18 protein-coding genes are annotated in these 19,817 nt (G+C 39.8%); 14 read left to right on the top strand and 4 right to left on the bottom strand.

Annotated features, from left to right (window positions below; translation table 11 throughout):
* Nucleotides 1–24 precede the first annotated feature (24 nt).
* The 10 genes from AC504W_RS00805 (at nt 25) to AC504W_RS00760 (ending at nt 12,214) form a co-directional block, all read left to right on the top strand.
* Nucleotides 25–1,080, top strand: coding sequence for a glycosyltransferase (locus tag AC504W_RS00805; protein ID WP_494875745.1), 1,056 nt, complete (start codon nt 25–27; stop codon nt 1,078–1,080).
* A 16-nt stretch (nt 1,081–1,096) separates the two neighbouring features.
* Nucleotides 1,097–1,936, top strand: a complete 840-nt coding sequence (locus tag AC504W_RS00800) for an FkbM family methyltransferase (RefSeq protein WP_103123365.1) — start codon at nt 1,097–1,099, stop codon at nt 1,934–1,936.
* Nucleotides 1,937–2,010: 74 nt separating this feature from the next.
* A complete protein-coding gene (locus AC504W_RS00795) occupies nt 2,011–3,246 on the top strand; it encodes a glycosyltransferase (protein WP_494875744.1) in 1,236 nt (411 codons plus the stop codon).
* Nucleotides 3,247–3,257: 11 nt separating this feature from the next.
* On the top strand, nt 3,258–4,745 hold the full coding sequence (gene wzy, locus AC504W_RS00790) for an O-antigen polysaccharide polymerase Wzy (protein WP_494875743.1): 1,488 nt from the start codon (nt 3,258–3,260) through the stop codon (nt 4,743–4,745).
* 20 nt (nt 4,746–4,765) lie between these two features.
* Nucleotides 4,766–5,938: a glycosyltransferase family 4 protein gene (locus AC504W_RS00785; RefSeq protein WP_494875741.1), complete on the top strand. Its 1,173-nt coding sequence runs from the start codon at nt 4,766–4,768 to the stop codon at nt 5,936–5,938.
* 7 nt (nt 5,939–5,945) lie between these two features.
* Nucleotides 5,946–7,103, top strand: coding sequence for a glycosyltransferase (locus tag AC504W_RS00780; protein ID WP_494875739.1), 1,158 nt, complete (start codon nt 5,946–5,948; stop codon nt 7,101–7,103).
* Nucleotides 7,104–7,158: 55 nt separating this feature from the next.
* Nucleotides 7,159–8,952: an asparagine synthase (glutamine-hydrolyzing) gene (gene asnB, locus AC504W_RS00775; RefSeq protein WP_494875737.1), complete on the top strand. Its 1,794-nt coding sequence runs from the start codon at nt 7,159–7,161 to the stop codon at nt 8,950–8,952.
* Nucleotides 8,953–8,998: 46 nt separating this feature from the next.
* A complete protein-coding gene (locus tag AC504W_RS00770) occupies nt 8,999–10,210 on the top strand; it encodes a glycosyltransferase (protein WP_494875736.1) in 1,212 nt (403 codons plus the stop codon).
* 10 nt (nt 10,211–10,220) lie between these two features.
* The gene (locus AC504W_RS00765; RefSeq protein ID WP_494875735.1) at nt 10,221–11,390 is read left to right on the top strand and encodes a glycosyltransferase family 4 protein; all 1,170 of its coding nucleotides are present in this window, start codon (nt 10,221–10,223) and stop codon (nt 11,388–11,390) included.
* 35 nt (nt 11,391–11,425) lie between these two features.
* The gene (locus tag AC504W_RS00760; RefSeq protein ID WP_494875734.1) at nt 11,426–12,214 is read left to right on the top strand and encodes a glycosyltransferase family 2 protein; all 789 of its coding nucleotides are present in this window, start codon (nt 11,426–11,428) and stop codon (nt 12,212–12,214) included.
* 101 nt (nt 12,215–12,315) lie between these two features.
* On the opposite strand, the gene AC504W_RS00755 is transcribed toward AC504W_RS00760, so the two are convergent.
* Together AC504W_RS00755 and AC504W_RS00750 are read right to left on the bottom strand one after the other, a co-directional pair.
* The gene (locus AC504W_RS00755) at nt 12,316–14,637 is read right to left on the bottom strand and encodes a DUF4082 domain-containing protein (protein ID WP_494875733.1); all 2,322 of its coding nucleotides are present in this window, start codon (nt 14,635–14,637) and stop codon (nt 12,316–12,318) included.
* A 6-nt stretch (nt 14,638–14,643) separates the two neighbouring features.
* Nucleotides 14,644–15,003 (bottom strand): hypothetical protein, encoded by a 360-nt coding sequence (locus tag AC504W_RS00750; protein ID WP_494875732.1) that lies wholly within the window; start codon nt 15,001–15,003, stop codon nt 14,644–14,646.
* Between the two features lie 806 nt (nt 15,004–15,809).
* On the opposite strand from AC504W_RS00750, the gene AC504W_RS00745 reads away from it, so the two are divergent.
* Nucleotides 15,810–16,349, top strand: coding sequence for a WcaF family extracellular polysaccharide biosynthesis acetyltransferase (locus AC504W_RS00745; RefSeq protein ID WP_494875731.1), 540 nt, complete (start codon nt 15,810–15,812; stop codon nt 16,347–16,349).
* Nucleotides 16,350–16,437: 88 nt separating this feature from the next.
* Here AC504W_RS00745 and AC504W_RS00740 read toward each other — a convergent pair whose 3' ends face one another.
* Nucleotides 16,438–16,695, bottom strand: coding sequence for a hypothetical protein (locus tag AC504W_RS00740; protein ID WP_015112673.1), 258 nt, complete (start codon nt 16,693–16,695; stop codon nt 16,438–16,440).
* 301 nt (nt 16,696–16,996) lie between these two features.
* Between AC504W_RS00740 and AC504W_RS00735 the strand changes: the two genes are divergently transcribed.
* The 3 genes from AC504W_RS00735 to AC504W_RS00725 all read left to right on the top strand — a co-directional run bounded on the left by AC504W_RS00735 (nt 16,997) and on the right by AC504W_RS00725 (nt 18,983).
* Nucleotides 16,997–17,506 (top strand): inorganic diphosphatase, encoded by a 510-nt coding sequence (locus AC504W_RS00735; protein WP_096582278.1) that lies wholly within the window; start codon nt 16,997–16,999, stop codon nt 17,504–17,506.
* Between the two features lie 178 nt (nt 17,507–17,684).
* A complete protein-coding gene (panD, locus tag AC504W_RS00730; RefSeq protein WP_096582276.1) occupies nt 17,685–18,068 on the top strand; it encodes an aspartate 1-decarboxylase in 384 nt (127 codons plus the stop codon).
* Between the two features lie 12 nt (nt 18,069–18,080).
* Complete coding sequence (locus AC504W_RS00725; RefSeq protein ID WP_494875729.1) at nt 18,081–18,983, top strand: MBL fold metallo-hydrolase; 903 nt, start codon at nt 18,081–18,083, stop codon at nt 18,981–18,983.
* A gap of 1 nt (nt 18,984) precedes the next feature.
* On the opposite strand, the gene AC504W_RS00720 is transcribed toward AC504W_RS00725, so the two are convergent.
* The gene (locus tag AC504W_RS00720; protein ID WP_494875727.1) at nt 18,985–19,776 is read right to left on the bottom strand and encodes a class I SAM-dependent methyltransferase; all 792 of its coding nucleotides are present in this window, start codon (nt 19,774–19,776) and stop codon (nt 18,985–18,987) included.
* Nucleotides 19,777–19,817 lie beyond the last annotated feature (41 nt).

The raw sequence follows: 19,817 nt of genomic DNA, 5'->3' as shown, positions 1-19,817 counted from the left end.
TTCAGAGAAATCTAAATTATAGAAATGCGTATTTTATTAACTGCCGATCCAGAACTACCAGTCCCACCAAAACTTTATGGTGGCATTGAACGTATTGTTGATTTGCTAGTAACTGAACTGGAAAATCGAGGCCACACTGTCGGGCTAGTTGCTCATCCTGAATCTACTTCTAAAGCTAGTCAATTCTTTCCTTGGTGGGGAAAACAATCTCAAAACAAATTAGATGCTTTAAAAAATACAAAAGTCCTGTGGTCTGCTGTGCAGAAATTTCAACCAGATATCTTACATAGTTTTTCTCGCATCTTTTATTTGTTACCCTTGCTGAACTCTAGCTTACCCAAAATCATGTCTTATCAACGTAACCCCAGCTTACGCACTACAAGTTGGGGGACAAAATTAGCTAGAGGTTCCCTAACCTTTACTGGTTGTAGTGATTATATTTGTGGTATTGGACAGCAAGCTGGCGGAGTTTGGCACACAATTCATAACTGCGTAGAACTAGAGAAATATACTTTCCAACCTACTGTAAAATCAGATGCTCCCTTAGTTTTTCTCAGTCGAGTTGAAAGGATCAAAGGAGCGCATCAAGCGATCGCCGCAGCTCGTCAAGCAAAAAAACCCTTGATTATAGCTGGTAATCAAGTCAATTCCGAGGAAGGAAAAAACTATTGGGAACAAGAAATTGCTCCCTATTTGGGCAAAGATGGAATTGAATATATTGGCCCAGTCAACGATGAGCAGAAAAATGAATTACTTGGCCAAGCCGCAGCCATGATTGTTCCTATTCAATGGGATGAACCCTTTGGCATTGTCTTTGCCGAAGCCTTAGCCTGTGGGACACCAGTCATTTCCTGTCATCGCGGAGCTTTACCAGAAATTGTGCGTCAAGGTATAGATGGTTATCTAGTGAATAATCTAGACGAAGCTGTTACTGCGATCGCCAATATATCTAAAATTAATCGTGAGCGTTGCCGTCAGCGTGTTGAACAGTGCTTTTCTGCTGATGTAGTTGTGAGCAAATACGAACATCTTTATCATAGTTTAATATTTTCTAATACCCTAGTTTTAGCTGAAAATTAACCTAAATATACAAACCATGAAATCTGTTGCTCTACCTTTACCATTAACTTGGATACAACCCTTTGATTTTCAACATAAACTCGGAATATGTGAGCGAATATTTGGCAAAACTATATCGTCTCATGGTGTATGTTGGGTAAACACTGGAGCAGGAATTACCTGGAAACTTGACCTGACTAATCCAACTCATCGCTGGATTGTTTACGGCAAATATGAAGGAGAATCTTTCATTAACTGGGCTACTAAATTTCTACCGAAAGATGGAATTATTGTAGATTCTGGGGCTAATATCGGTCAAATGCTGATGTATTTATCTCAGTGGATACCGAATGGTAAAGTCTTGGCCTTTGAACCCGGCAATGAAGCTGCAAATTGGTTGGCAGAATGTCTTGCTGCTCATAAAAACCTACCTGTAGAACTTCTGAGATATGGTCTTGGTGCTTACCCTGCCAAATTACGGCTGCAAAATATTGGAGATCATCTTGGGCATGGGGCTTGGAATCAAATATCTGAGACAGAAGGTGAAGAGATTGAAATTGTACGTTTAGCAGATGAATTGGCAGCACGCAACATCCCAAATGTGCATCTATGGAAACTGGATGTAGAAGGTTACGAAATTCCTGCTTTACAAGGGGCAGAAACTTTACTTCACCAGCAGCGTATCAAAGCTATTTATGCAGAATTAGCTGGTGATAATGGACAACGAGTGCGAGATTACTTAGCAAATTTTGGGTACTACTGTTACTTTTTAAATCAACAAGGAAAACCCTATTTAGCGAAACAACTTCCTGAACATACAAACGGCCTATTTTTGCCAACACAAAAATTTTCAGAAAATCATCTTGAGAGTCTTTAACCTTGGTTAATCGAATCTTAATTGTCAGTCCACACTTTCCCCCGATCAATGCCCCTGATCATCAAAGGGTAAGAATGTCTTTGCCTTATTTGGCAGAATTTGGCTGGCAACCTCATATTCTCACAGTGGAACCAGATGCTGTTGAAGGAGTTAAAGATCCACTGTTGGAAAAAACAGTTCCCCAACACATCCCAGTCACACATACAGGGGCATTATCCATCCAACAAACTCGAAAATTTGGTTTAGGTAGTTTGGGTCTGCGGAGTTTTCCTCAGCTACTTCAAGCAGGTAATCGCCTTCTACAGCAGCAGAAGTTTGATTTGGTATATTTTTCTACCACTATATTTACATCAATGGTGCTGGGAGGAATTTGGTATCGGCGTTTTGGTATTCCTTACGTCCTAGACTTCCAAGATCCCTGGCTAAGTGATTACTATCAAAAATCCAATACAGCAAGACCCCCTGGTGGCCGTTTTAAGTATGAGTTTTCGCAACTGCAAGCGAAATTACTGGAACCTATTGCTTTAAAATCCGTCAGCCATGTGATTAGTGTCTCACCTGCTTATCCGCAAATCCTCCAACAGCGATACCCGCACTTGCGCCCAGAACAATTTACAGTTCTACCCTTTGGTGCTCCAGAATCAGATTTTGCATCGCTTCCGGGACTTGAGGTACAGCAGAAAATATTTAATCCTCATGATGGTAAACGCCACTGGGTTTATGTAGGTCGCGGGGGTGATGATATGGCATTGGCATTGCGAGCGTTATTTTTGAGTATACAGTGCGATCGCCGTCAAAATCCGCAAGCATGGCAGTCAATTAGACTACACTTTATTGGTACCAGTTATGCACCTAAAGGACTAGCCGTTAAAACTGTAGAACCAATTGCCCAAGAATTTGGTGTTTCCGACTTAGTAACTGAACATCCTGAACGTATTCCTTACTTTGAAGCTCTAAAAATCCTCACAGATAGTAATGCTATCTTGCTGATTGGTTCCAATGACTCTACTTACACTGCATCTAAACTCTACCCTTGCATTCTAGCCCGCAAACCCATATTGGCAGTTTTCCATCATCAGAGTTCTGTGGTAGAAATTCTCCAAAAATGCCAAGCTGGCGAGTCTGTCACTTTTAACTCGGACAGCCAACCGGAAGATTTATTAGTCGAGATGACTAATGCGGTTCAGAAATTGATTGACTTACCGAACAGACATATACCAGAGACTAACTGGTCAACCTTTAAACCCTATACAGCAAAAGAAATGACTAGGAAGCAATGCCAAATTTTTGATCAGTGTCTTGCCAGTTAAAGTAAATCACGATGAATGAATCATACTCTAGCAATTATCATTCTTTAGCTCTACTACCAGCCGTTGAAAAATATCAACGGCGACAGTTACTCAAAGTATTTTGGTTGATTGCTATAGGGTTACTGATATTTGAATTACAAGCAGAAACTGATTCTATACTGTCAAAGTTGGCAGCTATAATTATCACTGTAGCAGCACTATGGCCTAGTTATCTGTGGTGTTCTGGTCGAGCCTTTGGAATGCCACTTTTTCCATTATTTGCTCTTACTTATACTTGGACTCATGGTTTACCTCTAGTAGCTAATCATCCTTTAGTTATAACTTATTCTCCAGAAAGTCATTTATTTGCTGGTATAACAACTGCCGGATTTTTAATTATAGGTACTTCAGTTTGGCTGAAATCGGTAAAATCTCCTCCACCTTTGCCTAAACATTATCGGGCTTTAAATGGGAAAAAAGGAAACTTATTTTTTTTATTAATTATGGCACTAGCCGTTTTATTCAATTTGTCTAAAAACGGAGGGTGGCTATTACTAGATGGAGGTATATTTGCTGTTATTAGGGGTACTGTTTTAGGGCTAACTGTACTAGCTAGTTTTGTATTAACCTATCAGCTAGGTAATCGTACTTTACCAAATAATCAGTCACGATTATATATGATTTTGCTGATTGCCTATATGGTGACAGATGCAGTTGGTCTGCTAGTTGTAGGCGCAGCATCTACATTTATGGTATCTACATCTGCCTTTATTATTGGGCGTAAAAAAGTACCAATTGTAGCTATTTTAATTGTGACTATTTGCCTATCTGTTCTGCACCAAGGCAAAGACGAAATGCGTCACAAATATTGGTTTAAAGATGAGCCAACCCTGGTTCAGCCTTGGCAATATGCCGATTGGTATAACGAATGGATTGGTTACAGCCTAGAAAAGATGAGGACAAAAGATGATGTGTACAAATCATCCGACTCAGAAGAAAAATCATCTTTTATAGAACGTTCCAGTGTAATTCAGATGCTACTTTTGACCCAGAAGAAAAGCCCTGAACCAATTCCTTATTTGTATGGAGAGAGTTATGCAGTAATACCACAGCTATTAATTCCCCGTTTCTTAAATGCCAATAAAATTCGTAGTCATGAAGGCACTTATATTTTGAGTATTCATTATGGATTACAAAAACGTGAAGATACTTTAGGCACAACTATTGGTTGGGGGTTACTGGCTGAATCTTATGCAAATTTTGGTCTTTTAGGTAGTGCTGGACTTGGGGCAATTTTAGGAAACTTTTACGGTAGAGTTACTCGTTGGTCTATGAATGCACCAATTCTTTCAGCACAGTCACTATTTTCTGTTCTATTGCTGGCATTTTCGTTTCAAACAGAGTTTAGTGCTGGAGTCTACGTTTCTGCTTTATTTCAATCCGGTATGGTACTGGCGGGGATTGTGGTAGTCTTGATGCAGAATCAAAAGATACCGAAATTTCCAGCTTATCACTCATAACAGACAAGTGCAGCTAGAACATGAAAAAACTGGCGATCGTTGTTTCTCATCCAATTCAATATTATTCTCCTTGGTTTAAATATCTCAGCAACACAGCAGGTTTGGCTATAAAAGTTTTTTATTTGTGGGATTTTGGTGTTACCAAGCAAGTCGATTTTGGTTTTAAGCAGGAAATTCAATGGGATATCCCTTTACTAAGCGGATATGATTACGAATTTGTACCAAATATCAGTTCTCAACCTGGTACCCATAATTTTTGGGGTTTACAAAATCCCTCTTTAATTTCACAAATTCAAAGCTTCCATCCCGAAGCTGTACTGCTAATGATTTATAACTATGCTAGTATCTATCGTTTATTGTGGGTTTGGAATCAACGTCAAATTCCATTGTTATTTCGAGGTGATTCCCATCGATTACTAGCATCTAAAGGTGTAAAGGCTTTAGTTAAGCGAGAATTTATTACACAAATTTACCGTCGATTTGCGGCTTGTATGTATGTCGGTAAAGCTAATTATTATTACTTCCGTTATCATCGAGTAGCTGAGAAGAAGTTGTTTTTTTCTCCCCATACAGTAGATAATGAGCGGTTTTCGGCTCAAGCTGATATGGTTAATCACCAAGCACAAACCTGGAAACAAGAATTAGGTATTCCCGCAGACCATGCAGTGATTCTGTTTGCAGGTAAACTGGAAGATAAAAAAAGTCCTTTGGATTTGCTCAAAGCTTTCTTATCAGTCAATATTCCTCAGACATCTTTGTTATTTGTCGGTGCTGGCCCTTTAGAGGCAGAACTAAAAAATACGGCAGCAGGACATCCAAATATTTACTTTGCACCTTTTCAAAACCAAACATTCATGCCTCGTACTTATGCGGCGGCTGATTTATTTGTTTTACCAAGTTACGGTGCTGGAGAAACTTGGGGACTAGCTATTAATGAAGCAATGTGTTTAGGTCGTCCTGTAATTGTTAGTGATCATGTTGGTTGTTCCCAAGACTTGGTTCATAATGAACATAATGGTTTAATTTTTCGGGCTGGTGATATATCTGCATTAACTCATAGCCTGCAAGCAGCGTTATCAAATCGGGAACGTTTACAAAAATGGGGAGAAAATAGCCGAAAAATTGTAGGAAATTACACTTACACTCAGGCAACTCAGGGATTAATGCAAGCACTCGAATATGTCAAACTCTGATAAATCAATGAATATACATCTTTGGTTGCCTCAGTTGTTTAGTTTTAACGGTGGTATCCAGATATACTCGGCTTTTTTATTTCAAGCTTTACAAAACCTTTTTCCTGACAGTCGCTATGAAGTTATGATCAAACATGATCTTGAGACTTCATCTAGCATTACCTACTTACCTCAAACTCGATTTCATTTTGCTGGTGGTTTACCTGCGAAATTCCGTACACCATTATTTGCAGCCCAACTGGTTGGCAATGGTCTGATAAAAAAACCAGATTTAGTTTTGGCAACTCATTTAAATTTTGCTGTGGCTTCCTTAGTACTGAAGCGGCTAGTGGGTATTCCTTACTGGGTAGTTGCTCATGGAATAGAAGCGTGGAATATTAAAAATAAGTATTTGCAGACAGCTTTAATGGAGGCTGATTTAATTTTAGCCGTCAGCAGTTATACACGCGATCGCCTGCTGAAAGAACAAAACCTCGATCCCCAAAAAGTTACTATTCTACCCAACACCTTTGATGCTCATCGTTTTCAACCTGCGCTTAAACCTGACTATTTATTAGCAAAACATCATCTCCAACCAACACAGTCAGTCATATTAACTGTAGCCAGATTATCGGCTGGTGAACAATACAAAGGTTACGACCAAGTTTTACAAGCACTCCCTCAAATTCGGCAGTCAATTCCTAATGTTCATTATGTGATTGTCGGTCAAGGTACTGATAGACCCAGAATTGAGCAACTCATAGCCCAGCTAAAATTACAAGATTGTGTCACCTTAGCTGGATTTGTGCCTGATGAACAGCTGTGTGATTACTATAACCTCTGCGATGTTTTCGCTATGCCAAGCAAGGGTGAAGGCTTTGGCATTGTGTATTTGGAAGCATTAGCTTGTGGTAAAGCTGTTTTAGGAGGTAATCAAGATGGTGCTATAGATGCTCTGTGTCATGGTAAATTAGGGGCGCTGGTTAATCCTGATGATGTAGAGGCGATCACACAAAAGCTTACAGAAATCCTGATGAAAAAACATCCCAATAGTTTGATTTATCAACCAGACTCTCTCAGAAGTTTAGTCATTGATACCTTTGGATTTGAAAAGTTTCAATTGACTCTTCATCAGTTGTTTCAAAAATTACCTCTGCTGTCAAAGATAGCTAATTTTTCATCATGATTTATTAAATAATAAATTATATTGTCATTCTAATTTTTAATCCAAAAATTACTATATGTGTGGCATTGCTGGCATTCTTACAGTTAATCAATATCAAGAACAATTAGAATCGACGATTCAGCGAATGCAGCTTGCTTTGCAACATCGGGGGCCAGATGATGCAGGTATTTTTATTGCTCCAGAACGGCAAGCTGCACTAGCTCATACTCGTCTATCAATTCTTGACCTTAGTAGTGCTGGACATCAACCGATGTCTACTACTGATAAAAGATATTGGATTACTTTCAACGGTGAAATTTATAACTTTAAACAACTGCGACAGGAGCTAATTGATCAAGGCGAAAATTTTAATTCCCAAACAGATACAGAAGTTATTTTAAAACTCTACCAAAGATTTGGGAAGAATTGTGTTCAGCATCTTCGAGGGATGTTTGCCTTTGCCATTTGGGATGATTTTGAAAAAACTTGTTTTTTAGCTCGTGATCCTCTAGGAATTAAACCCCTTTATTATTGGCAATCTGGTTCTACATTAATATTTGCTTCTGAGCTCAGAGCAATTCTCTCCTCTGGCTTACCTGCAATTAATTTAAGTATGGAGGGATTATATGGTTATCTGATTAGCGGTTCAGTTCCAGAACCAAATACGCTGATTGCAGGAGTTCACTGCTTAAATGCAGGTTACTATCTGCATTGGGAGTCTGGTGAATTGACGCAAAAACAATATTGGCAGTTTGATTTTACTCCTGAAAAAATCACTTTAGAACAAGCTCGTGAACAAGTGCGAACTGCACTAATTGATTCTATTCAACACCACTTTGTTAGTGATGTACCAGTAGGCGTATTTCTGAGTGGTGGGATAGATTCTACAACAGTGGTCGCCTTAGCACGTCAAACCCAAACTGGTGTACTCAAAACTTACTCCATTGGCTTTGAAGAATCAGAATGGAACGAAGGGGAAATTGCCGCGAAAATTGCCCATACATTTGATACTGAGCATACAGAATTTATCATTACATCTTCTTTAGGTAAATCATTATTTCCCAATTTCTTAGAAACAATTGACCAACCGAGTGTAGATGGTTTCAATACATTTTGTGTATCCAAATTAGCTCGTGAAGATGGAACAAAAGTTGTTCTTTCTGGTTTAGGAGGAGACGAATTATTTGGGGGTTATGGTTCGTTCCAAAAGATTCCTCAAATGGTTCGCTTGGCCAGAAAAATTAAAGCACTTTATCCTTTGAATATTGGCATTGGTAGAGGCTTAGAGTTTTGGGGTCAATCATCGCAAATCAGACGCATCGGAGACTTCTTGCAAGATGTTCCTAACACAACATCTGCTTACCGTAGTTTTCGGGGTATATTTTCTCATCTAGAAGCCTGTAAAATAGCACATCAATACCTGCCAGAACAAGATTTACCTCTACGTCACAGTCAATATCAAGACATATCTCTACCTTCTCTTGAGGATGAAGTGAGCTTACTAGAAATTAGTGGCTATATGCGTAATCAGCTATTAAGAGATAGTGATGTGATGAGTATGTCATGGGGTTTAGAACTACGAGTGCCACTTGTAGACAGAGTGTTGCTAGAAACAATTGCTTCTATACCTAGTAACTTGCGTTTAATGCCACAAAAAAGATTATTAATTGAAGCTGTTCCAGAATTACCAACTTGGGTAACAAACAAACAAAAAAGAGGGTTTTCCTTTCCTTTTCCAAAGTGGATTGATGATGAATGGCATGAATGTTTTACAGGGATGAATTCAGCTAAAGATATCCATTTAGGAGTTTGGTATCGTCGCTGGAGTCTGGCACTATTAAAATATTGGTGGGAAACGATTTCTCACTAATCTCTAACTTAAAAAATTTAGGGTATTTGCCAAAAAACTAACTCCGATGAAGACAGTCGCAAAATCATTAAATGTATGTCATGTAGTTGCCAATATTAATGAAAATAGTGGTGGGCCAGCTTATTCGGTAACGAACCTAGCGCAAGCTTTATCTGAACAAGGAATTTACCCGCATTTATTTACCCTGGACTATCAAGGACATGGTAAACAAGTCGCTACAAAAAATGTCAATCTCCACAGTTACACTGCAACCAAACTAGCAAAATATTTGCGGGGATTTCAGCCAAGTGCTGGTTATGCTTTACAAAATTTGGCAGCAGCAGAGTTAGATTTAATTCATAATCACGGTCTGTGGATGTTTCCTAATATTTACGCCCGACAAGCAGCTGTAAAGAATAATCTACCATTAATCACTTCTCCTAGAGGAATGTTAGAATCATGGTCTTTACGGAACAGTTGGTTTAAAAAACTACCAGCCTGGTTTTTGTATGAACGAGAGAATCTCCAGAAAGCGATCGCCTTTCATGCAACTTCTCAAGAAGAAGCCAACTCCTTACGCCAACTAAATTTTCATCAACCAATCGCTGTGATTCCCAATGGAGTTAGTCTTCCTAACTTAGATACTCAACCTAGTCGAGAAGTTTTAATTAGGCTATTTCCCCAAATAGCTGATAAAAAATGGTTACTGTTTCTCTCAAGGATTCATCCCAAAAAAGGTCTAGATAACTTATTATTTGTTTGGAAAACACTGGTAAAGCAATTTCCTGATTGGCATTTACTCATTGCTGGTTCTGACTTAATTGGCTATCAATCCAAATTAGAAGAAATCACAGCCACATTACAATTGCAGTCACAGGTGACATTTACAGGAATGCTATCAGGCGAACAAAAAGCCTCTGCACTTAGTAACGCTGATTTATTTATTCTGCCAACTCATTCCGAAAACTTTGGAATTGCAGTTGCTGAGTCTTTAGCTTATGGTGTACCCGTAATCACTACAAAAGGCGCACCTTGGGAAGATTTAGAAACATATCATTGTGGTTGGTGGGTTGAGATTAGCCAGCCTGCTCTGACACATGCTTTGGTAGAAGCAATGGAGATGTCGGAAAGTGAACGACAAGCAATGGGTGTTCAAGGCAGAAATTTAGTGAAAGCAAAATATTCTTGGAATGCGATCGCCCAAGATATGTCCAGTGTTTACCAGTGGATTCTAGCTGGTGGTGAACCCCCTAGTTGCGTTCAGTTTTATTCTGCTTAAGGAGGTAGGCTTGATTATTAACATTGCTACAGGCCCCTGGCTACCTATTCCGACCCTACAAGGAGGAGCGCATCACCGTCTTTGGCAAGGCTTGGCCGAAGAATTTGCGGCCGCTGGTCATCAAGTAACTATCTTATGTCGGGCTTATCCAGGACAACCCCCCACAGAAACCATCAATGGTGTGAGATATATCCGTCGCGGAGGCTTTTCCCAAAGTCCAAACATCTGGTTAGACTTACTCAAAGACTTAGCCTACGCTCTACAAACATTTCCTACCTTACCATCTGCTGATATTTTAGTTATCAACGATTTTTGGCTACCTGTATTTGCGCCACTACGTAGTCAGGTTGGCAAAATTGTCATTAGCGTCGGTCGATTTCCTAAAGGACAATACCCTCTATATCGTCGTGCAGACCGCTTTATTGTGTTGTCAAAGTCCATTTGGCAAGGAATTGCACAACAGTATCCGGCGGCTATTTCACGTATGCGATTAATTCCTAACCCAGTCGATACTCGCGTTTTTTCTCCACCCACACAAAATCGGACAGATAGTGGAGAAAAGATAATTTTATATGTGGGAAGAATTCATCCAGAGAAAGGTATTCATCTGCTAATAGATGCGTTTTCTATTTTGTCACAACAAATTTCTCAGGTGAAATTGAGGATTATTGGGCCAAGTAAAGGCAGTCAAGGTGGTGGGGGTGACAGTTATTTAAATCAATTGAAATTGCAAGCACAGAAATTAAATGTAGAGTTTATCGATCCAATTTTTGAACCTACAAAACTAGTGGAAGTGTATCGACAAGCTGATGTCTTTTGCTACCCTTCCTTAGCAGAAAAAGGTGAAGCTTTTCCCATTGCCCCTTTAGAAGCGATGGCTACTGGGTTAGTACCAATAGTTTCCAACTTAAGCTGTTTTCAAGATTATATTAAAAATGAGGAAACAGGATTTTATTTTGAACATCGGAGTCCTGATGCAGCCAGAAACCTAGCAACAGTCATGTCATCTGTGATTTTGAATCCCCAGATAAGACATCAAATTAGTATCAAAGCTAGTCAGAAAGCATCTGAATACAGTTATCAACGTATAGCCCAGTTATATCTAGATGATTTTGAAGATTTAATGAGTAATCAAGCTCTCAATAATGAGACAAAATTAAATTCTTTGATGGAGAGATAAAAGTAAACAGGAAAACAATTTCTGTAATTAACTTTATGAGAGAAGAAATTACGCCGCTTATTCTGACATATAATGAAGCACCAAATATTGCTCGCACTCTAGAAAAATTGAATTGGGCAACTGCAATAGTAGTTATTGATAGTTATAGTACAGATACAACTATAGAAATTTTAGGTTCTTATCCCCAGATAAAAATATTCCAAAGAAAGTTTGATTCCTTTGCTGGTCAATGTAATTATGGCTTAACAAAAATTTCGTCTCAGTGGGTGCTTTCACTAGATGCTGATTATGTTTTAACTGATGAGTTAATTGATGAAATTCAAGCACTACCGGCAGATTCAGATATAGATAGTTACAGTATTCGATTCAAATATTGTGTCTTTGGTAAACCTTTGCGTGGTACACTGCTGCCACCGCGTAAAGTCCTCTACAAGAGAGAAAAAGCAATTTATCAAGATGATGGTCATGCTCACCGAGTTTTGGTAGATGGTAAATCTGCAATGCTATCTGCATATATTCATCATGATGATCAAAAACCCTTAAGTCGTTGGCTGTGGGCGCAGGATCGTTATATGGTAATTGAAGTAAAAAAACTCTTAGAAACACCAATACAAGAATTGAGTTGGAGCGATCGCATCCGTAGGCAAAAAATTCTTGCTCCCGTTATTATATTGTTTTATTGCTTAATTCTCAAAGGTGGCATTTTTGATGGTTGGGAAGGTTGGTACTATGCTTTCCAACGCGTATTGGCAGAAATTCTTCTCGCTACTCGTTTGATTGAAACGGAGAAGTTGAGCTTACACAAACATCATAAAATGAACTAACAATATTATTTGCATACCTCTTTTCCTAGGTAGAGGCAATCATAATAAAAAACAGCCTGTAAGTAAACTCACAGGCTGTTTTTTATTATGACTACACTATTTTAGTTAGGCGCTCTGACACCATTTCTCCCTGATGCAGAATAGTCTACAGAGGGGAAGAGACTATCTTGGCCACTTACCCTATAATCAAATCCTTGAATTGGGACGATTTGCTTATAGGTAATCTCCTTAGAAGGATCGGGTGATGTTCTGCCATTTTTGCCATAGGCATCTGTATAAATTACAGAAGATGGAGAATTATTAAAAGCCAATCCGGAAAAGTGACTCTCTATACCAACTGTTCCTCGGAAAGGTGAACGAGGATCATCCCACACTACTTGGCTACCAGCTGCTAGGGTTTCTTGGCATAACAAGGTCTTAGCAAGAGGATGAGTAGGGGAATAACACAAATCTACCGTTCTGCCAATCTTTGTTGCAGAAGAGGCATCATAAATACGAGCAGGATTTGTAACTCTAAAGTAAAAATCACCACGGACGAACTCTGTTAGCCAGTATTCAAATGTTCTTTTTTGAACTAAGGAAGATTGTTCGTCTTGAGAGCCACGCGCATAGCAATCCTTTGTAGGAATGGCACGATGAGCGCCATCTGTTGGTTGGTTGAGTGGGTTCGGCGTAATACCAGAAGGCAAGAATGCGTCACAATAAGTTGCTTCAGGTTCTTTGAAGTATCCAGGCGCACCAAACAAGCCAAACTGTTTGACATTGAAAGGTTGTTGTCCATCGCATTTACCGGCCACAAACATCTCATGTGCCGTATTTGTGAGCGCATCGGGTGAATGTGAACCCATATGTATTTTCACAAGTACATCACATTTTGTGGTGTTACTGCTATTGTTAGCATTGTACATAGTCCAGTTATTGGCAACAAAAACCTTATGGCCAAAGTGGTCTTCATGTCTGGGATTAGCTGGGTCATTAATTGCGTGCTGTTCGTTGATATAGCCGAAAGCTGGCATACCCGCAGTAGTAAACACTTCTGAACCGCGTGGGTCATCGCCATGCTCATGACCATAAGTACAATAAGTATTGGTTTCTGGGTTGAAGTCCACTGGTGGGTGCCAAGTCGGGTAGATTTTATTATCGTCAGCTTTGACCCAATAAGTATCGTGCAGCCATTTTGGACATTCCCAAGTTTTTCCAGGAGACCATAGACTGTATGATTTTGCTTTTGCCGCAGAAGTTGGAGGAAGCAAATCTGCTGTGCGCACTGGGCTACCAGCAATTGCTATCACAGGTGCAGGTTTGTTGACCATAGTGGTAGATTGCCATTTCTGTACCTGGTCAATTGTTTGCGTTGTATCCTTAGCCCAGAAAGCAAACCAATTAAAGCGCATTGTGCTGTTGGTGCCTGGGAACCTGATAACTAGGTTTTGTTTATCTTTGGCAAGGCTTGTATTCAAAGGACAAGGAACAGTACGGTAGGTTGACACAGAACCGGTACTGTTGATGGTACATGTTCCCAATACAGTACCACTAGCCGAGCCTAAACGGACTTCAACAACGTTAGTGCCTGAAGCCAAAGCAACACGGAGCATCAGTGCTTCCACACCACTGCCTAAATCAATGTTGTTGTAGACTGCATAGTTGCCACTTGAAGTATTCGACAGTTCTTGGGTCTGTACACCAGGTGAAAGGAAGAATGGATCTTCACTGTTTTCAAAATAATCTCCCCAGACTGTTGTTAACCCAACACGGGACGAAAACTTGAGCGCATCTATACGCTGAAAGACTGGCCAAGGAGCTTTAGCACTTGCAGGAATAGTTGATGTTGATGTGGATGTCGTTGGTGGGTTTGATGGTGTTGATGGAGTAGCCGCAACAAAACTGATGTCACGAAAATAGTTCGTACTTTGGTAAGAATTTGTGGGGAATGCACCTACATTTGTGTTGAACACTCCATTACTACCTGCTACTGAACTCAAGTCTCCATTGACGATGGAGTTAGTCATCCCTCCATTCGTAGCTGGGTAATAAATATTAGTGTTGACAGAGACGACATAGTTTGCATTGGCTTGAATATTTAGTGGTGTATTCAAAGCCTGTTGCTGCCAACCAGAAACAGTTTCATTGGCAAAAGTAACACTAGACAGGAGAGTTCCTCCTTCTGACCAGATTCTGCCAGTATGCGAACCTATCTCATTGGCAGGTTTCCAGAAACGAATTGAGTTAATCTGTCCGTCTTTGGCACTGCTGAATTTCATACCTAACTCATAGGGAATTCCATCAGTCTTGAAAGTGCTGGGAACTTGAGTCGTTAAAACTGTTAGGGGTGCAGTCTGGGCATGAATTATGGTGCTAGATAAACTCAACAGCAGCGTAAGTGCAGCGAGTAGGAAAAACTTGATATATTTAAATTTCTTCATAATTATTTAGCAATTGACGCTTTCTGCTGTGACACTAAAGTTAGTTCTGACAGTACCCGTCTCTTTATCAGCACTGCCTACAAGCATTTCTCCACTGTAAGTATGGCTATTTGACCCTGAGCGATACACAGTCAATTTCATGGTCACATCAGCTTGGTCAGACTTCGGTGAAGTAGCGTTCTGCATCAATTGCTTATTTGTCAGAAATTTATGGAGATTTAAATTCTCTTTCTGGACATACTTGTTGTTGCTTTGATTGGTTGCAACGAGATTAGCTCTACAACTGAAAATAGAGCTAAAAAAAGCAACAGAAATAACAGGAGCAGTTGATTCTGCTACTGTCACAAGGTCATTAAAAAGTTTCATAGAACCTCTTAGCCTGATTGTCTTTATATCGGGAACATAACTTCTATCTAAGCAATTCAGAAGTATCGAGAAATGAACAATGAACACACTTTTTGACGATTAATTCTCCTAAAATAAGCTCTAGAACTGATTTTCAGAAGAAACTGATCACACAATCTTAAGTTGGGACTAACACTAAGTTAAATGAATGAAGAAACTAGGTTTTGGGTATGAGACCTTAGTTTCGTACAAGATTGCAGGAATTAAACAAACTCTGAGAACAGTTATCAATCGTACCTCCTCACTAAATCAGAATACTTCATATTCTGCCTGAGTAAATTTACCATAAATTCATATATCGTCAAGCCAATCTTGGTGGATATACGTTAATTTAATCGCATTCAAAAATCTTATATGTTGATCTGGTAGGCTTTTCAAGTAAAATTATAAAATTTCAATTAACTACATCAACCTCGGAAATTTTAGCCTTGCTAACACACAGTTAAATGAGAATTATTGCCATCCTATTAGATTATCCAATAAAGGAGTGGGAAATAGACTTGTTGGTAACTCATTGAAAATTAATTGCTATATTCTAGGTGTCTGCAAGCAGATGGTAGACTGGTTTGAGAAGAGAATCAGTCCCAACTATGAGAATTTAGATAGAAGTATATTAAGCGTCTAATAACCTGTCTGAATCAGGCAAAACATTTGAAACCAGGCTATTTCTATGCTTGATCACACAACAGAACGAGAGAAACTTACAGTCTAATTTCCTTGGTGATACCTATGTTTGATTGTTAAATAAACTCTTTTTTGCTTGATATATGCGGTTAGATAATTACACTCTTGATACTTATACTCCTGGCGCACCTTTATGGAAACAAGTGTTGTGGTATTTCCTGGGTTTTTCTGTGGTGCAGAATCGGTGGTTAACTGCTTCAAGCTTAAAAGTTTGGATACTTCGCAGTTTTGGAGCGCAGATAGGTGAGAATGTGCGGATTAAACCAGGAGTGCGGGTGAAGTTTCCCTGGCGATTAGTTGTAGGTGATCATGTGTGGATTGGGGAAGATGCTTGGATTGATAATTTAGCAACTGTAACGATTGAAAGTCATGTGTGTATATCTCAAGGCGTGTATCTCTGCACGGGCAACCATGACTGGATCCATCCTGATTTTAAATTAATTACTGCGCCAATTCACATTCAAGAAAGTAGTTGGATTGCTGCTAAGTCGATAATTGGCCCTGGAGTAACTGTTGGGAAGGGTGCAGTATTGACTTTGGGTGGAGTTACAGGACGTTCTTTAGAAGCGATGACAATCTATGCAGGTAATCCCGCCCAGCCAATCAAGCAGCGTAAGATTTAATTGTAGTGAAGGGCGATCGCACCAAATTTACAGAGCATTCCTATTCGCAATTCAAAGTTAAATGTTTTTGAGGAATGGTCAGCAGTTTTTATAATTCTGAAGCTGTATCTGGGGCAATAATTTCACCAGTACCTATTTCTAGAATCATGTCTTGATCAGTAATTAATTCACTCAATTCCTTGACTTGTAAATTCATTTCTGCACAAGCTTGACGGAGTTCTTGGGCAAAAGTGTTGAGATCATCACCGTAACCACATTGATAAGCAGCGGTTTCAATTCCTTGCTTGGCGTTTGCTCTGGCACAATCTACTAGTTCTGTGCCATACAATGGTTTTGCAGATGGCATAATTCTGATGTTTATTGATTAGAGGTTGATTTTAGAATATCCATGATTAATTAATCGCACATCCCTCTGATGGAATAATCATCACTTGCAGCAATAATTACTATGCAGAAAGAGTGGCTTCAGCTAATAAATTGCAATCAGTATTTTGGTTAAAAGTAAGGATAATCTTTTGGTTGATATTTGTTGTATTTAGCGCCTGTTAGAAAATACTTTGGGAAGAAGTGCATCTTGGCCATAAAATTCTACACGGGGAACTAAACAGAGTGCATCCCCGATTCACCCTTAGCCGAGGAGTTTTGTTGTGGACTTATCCCGTATTCCTGCTCAACCAAAACCGGGTATTCTCAATGTTCTGATTGAAATCCCAGGCGGGAGCAAGAATAAATACGAGTATGACAAAGAACTGGAAGCTTTTGCCCTAGACCGAGTGCTTTATTCTTCGGTAAGATATCCATTCGATTACGGCTTTGTGCCGAATACTTTGGCTGATGATGGCGACCCGCTGGATGGGATGGTGATTATCGATGAGCCAACTTTCCCTGGTTGTATTATTGCTGCGCGACCAATAGGTATGCTGGAGATGATTGATGGTGGCGATCGCGATGAAAAAATTCTTTGTGTACCAGACAAAGACCCACGCTATACCCATGTCAAATCTCTTAACGACGTAGCGCCACACCGTTTAGATGAAATTGCTGAATTTTTCCGCAGTTATAAAAACTTGGAAAAGAAAGTAACAGAAATTCTCGGTTGGCAAGATGTCGGTAAAGTCTCAGCCTTAGTAGAACAGTGCATTAAAGCTGCTAAATAAGCATTGCTGAGTTAGGAGTTAAGAATCAACACTCCTAACTCCTCAACTTCACGAAGTGCTAGGTACAAAATTCACGAAGACTGCCTCCTGCTTTCCTATACTAGAGTCAGGCAATCACAAAAATAAACAGCTTGATATTTGCAGATTGCACACCTGGCCACAAAAACTTTAAACCCAAATGCAGCGTACAGTCCTTTTGGCAAAAATACACAACTGCACCCTCACGGGGGCAAATATTAATTACGTAGGAAGTATCAGCATTGATGAAATATTGTTAGAGAAAGCTGGCATTTTACCCTACGAGCAAGTGCAAGTAGTTAACGTTGCCAATGGTGAGCGCTTCATTACATATACAATCACGGCTCCAGCTAATTCGGGAATTATTGAATTAAATGGGGCGGCGGCACGTCTAGGCATTGTGGGCGATCGCTTGATTATAATGGCTTACGGGCAGTTCTCTTTGGAAGAGTTAAAAAATTACTCTCCTACGGTAGTCATTGTGGACGAAAAAAACCGACTATTAGAAGTGCGGCACTACGATGACCTGCTCAGTAAGGTCTAAATTTTCAGAAAAATGTCAAATCTTGCGCCGTCGGATTTCCAAAGTTCCGTAACTGAAACCGCAACTACGTCTCCTATTAGTTCAGCGGGTGAATTTTTTGTGCAGTTTTGGGGTGTTAGGGGTTTAATTGCCACCCCTGCTAGTAACGCCAATCGCTATGGCGGCAACACTGCTTGTGTAGAAATACAAGTAGCAGGTAAACGCTTGATTTTTGATGGTGGAACTGGTATACGCATACTCGGTAAATCTTTGCGACAACTGCAACAGCCCATAGAAGCACATTTATTTTTTACCAACTCCCAATCGAATCGCATTCAAGGGTTTCCTTTTTTTGCACCAGCATTTGTCCCAGAAAACCGCTTTCATATTTACGGTTCGGCTGCTTCTAATAGTGCATCAATTAAACAATGCCTCTGCGACCAAATGCTACAGCCGCACTTTCCTTATCCATTCCAGGTAATGCAGTCGGAATTGCAGTTCTATAATTTGCTCCCTGGTGGCGAGGTGCAGTTAGATGATGTGGCGATCGCCACAGCATTGATTAATCAAACTCAGCGTTCTGTTGGCTACCGAGTTTCTTGGCAAAACAAAAGTGTTGCTTATATCAGTGATTTAACCAAAAATGCTGATCCTGTTGATCAAGAGCAGATTTTACAGCTGGTAAAAGGTGTGGATTTGCTGATTGCCAATGCTACTTACAGTCCGCCTACAGCTAACAACCATGAATCTTCTGATTTACACTGGCAAGCGGCTGTAGAATTAGCCCAAACTGCCGCAGTAAAGCAGTTAGTTATTTCTCATCATCATCCAGACGACGATGATGATTTTCTTGATCAAGTACAAACCGATGTTAAATCTGTTTTTGCCCAAGGTTTACTAGCCTGTGAAGGTTTAGTATTATCGGTTGGCAAGTAATTTACTTAACACATTTAATAATTCCATATACTCCGCGAGTTTCTAGCTGTACACTGTCTGGATGAAACCCTGCGGCGATCGCTATCTGCGGCAATTCATCTGGAGTGAAAAAGCGAAAGACTATACTAGGTAACGGTTGCAGGAATGTAGTTGCAAACAGCTTACCGCCACTACGCAATGCTTGATAAATATTGCGTAGTCCTTGTGTAGCATCAGGCCAGCAGTGCATAGCAGCGCCACTATAAACGGCATCTAGAGAATTTGGTGTAAAGGGTAACGCTGCGACATCGCCTCGAATGATGGTTATCTGCGATGGTGATATGCCCTCTAATTGCATTTGTTGTTGTACTTGCCCTAGCATTGCTTCTGAGTAATCTAGTGCAATAATTTGCTCACATTGCTGCAATAATGCCAAACGTCGGCAAAAAATACCTGTACCACAACTGATATCAGCGACAATTCCCAAGTTTTGACCAAAAAATTCTCTACACTCCTGAAATTCAATATCAATCCCCCCAACATTACGCAACCCCATCGCCCAAATTGGTGGTAGGATACGCTCGTATAAAAAGGAAATGATTGGTAAACGAAATAGCTCTGTGCGTAGAGGTTGTGAATCAACAGCATTTTCAATCTTACCCTTGACTCGGTCAGGGGTTAAATCTACCAAACAAGAGGGCATTTTTGCTACTTCATTACGAAAGTAATTGTGACACTGGTTGCAATTTTGTGGTGCAGTGGAGAGAGTTTTTTCACAAACAGGACAGGCGATCGCTTCCTCTAAACTAGACATAGCTTTTTTATTTTTATCCAAACTGAATCACTTCTAACTGA

The organism is Nostoc sp. C96, from assembly GCF_059384975.1.
Note: the sequence above shows the minus strand (reverse complement) of the source record. Positions and strands in the feature narration are given on the sequence as shown.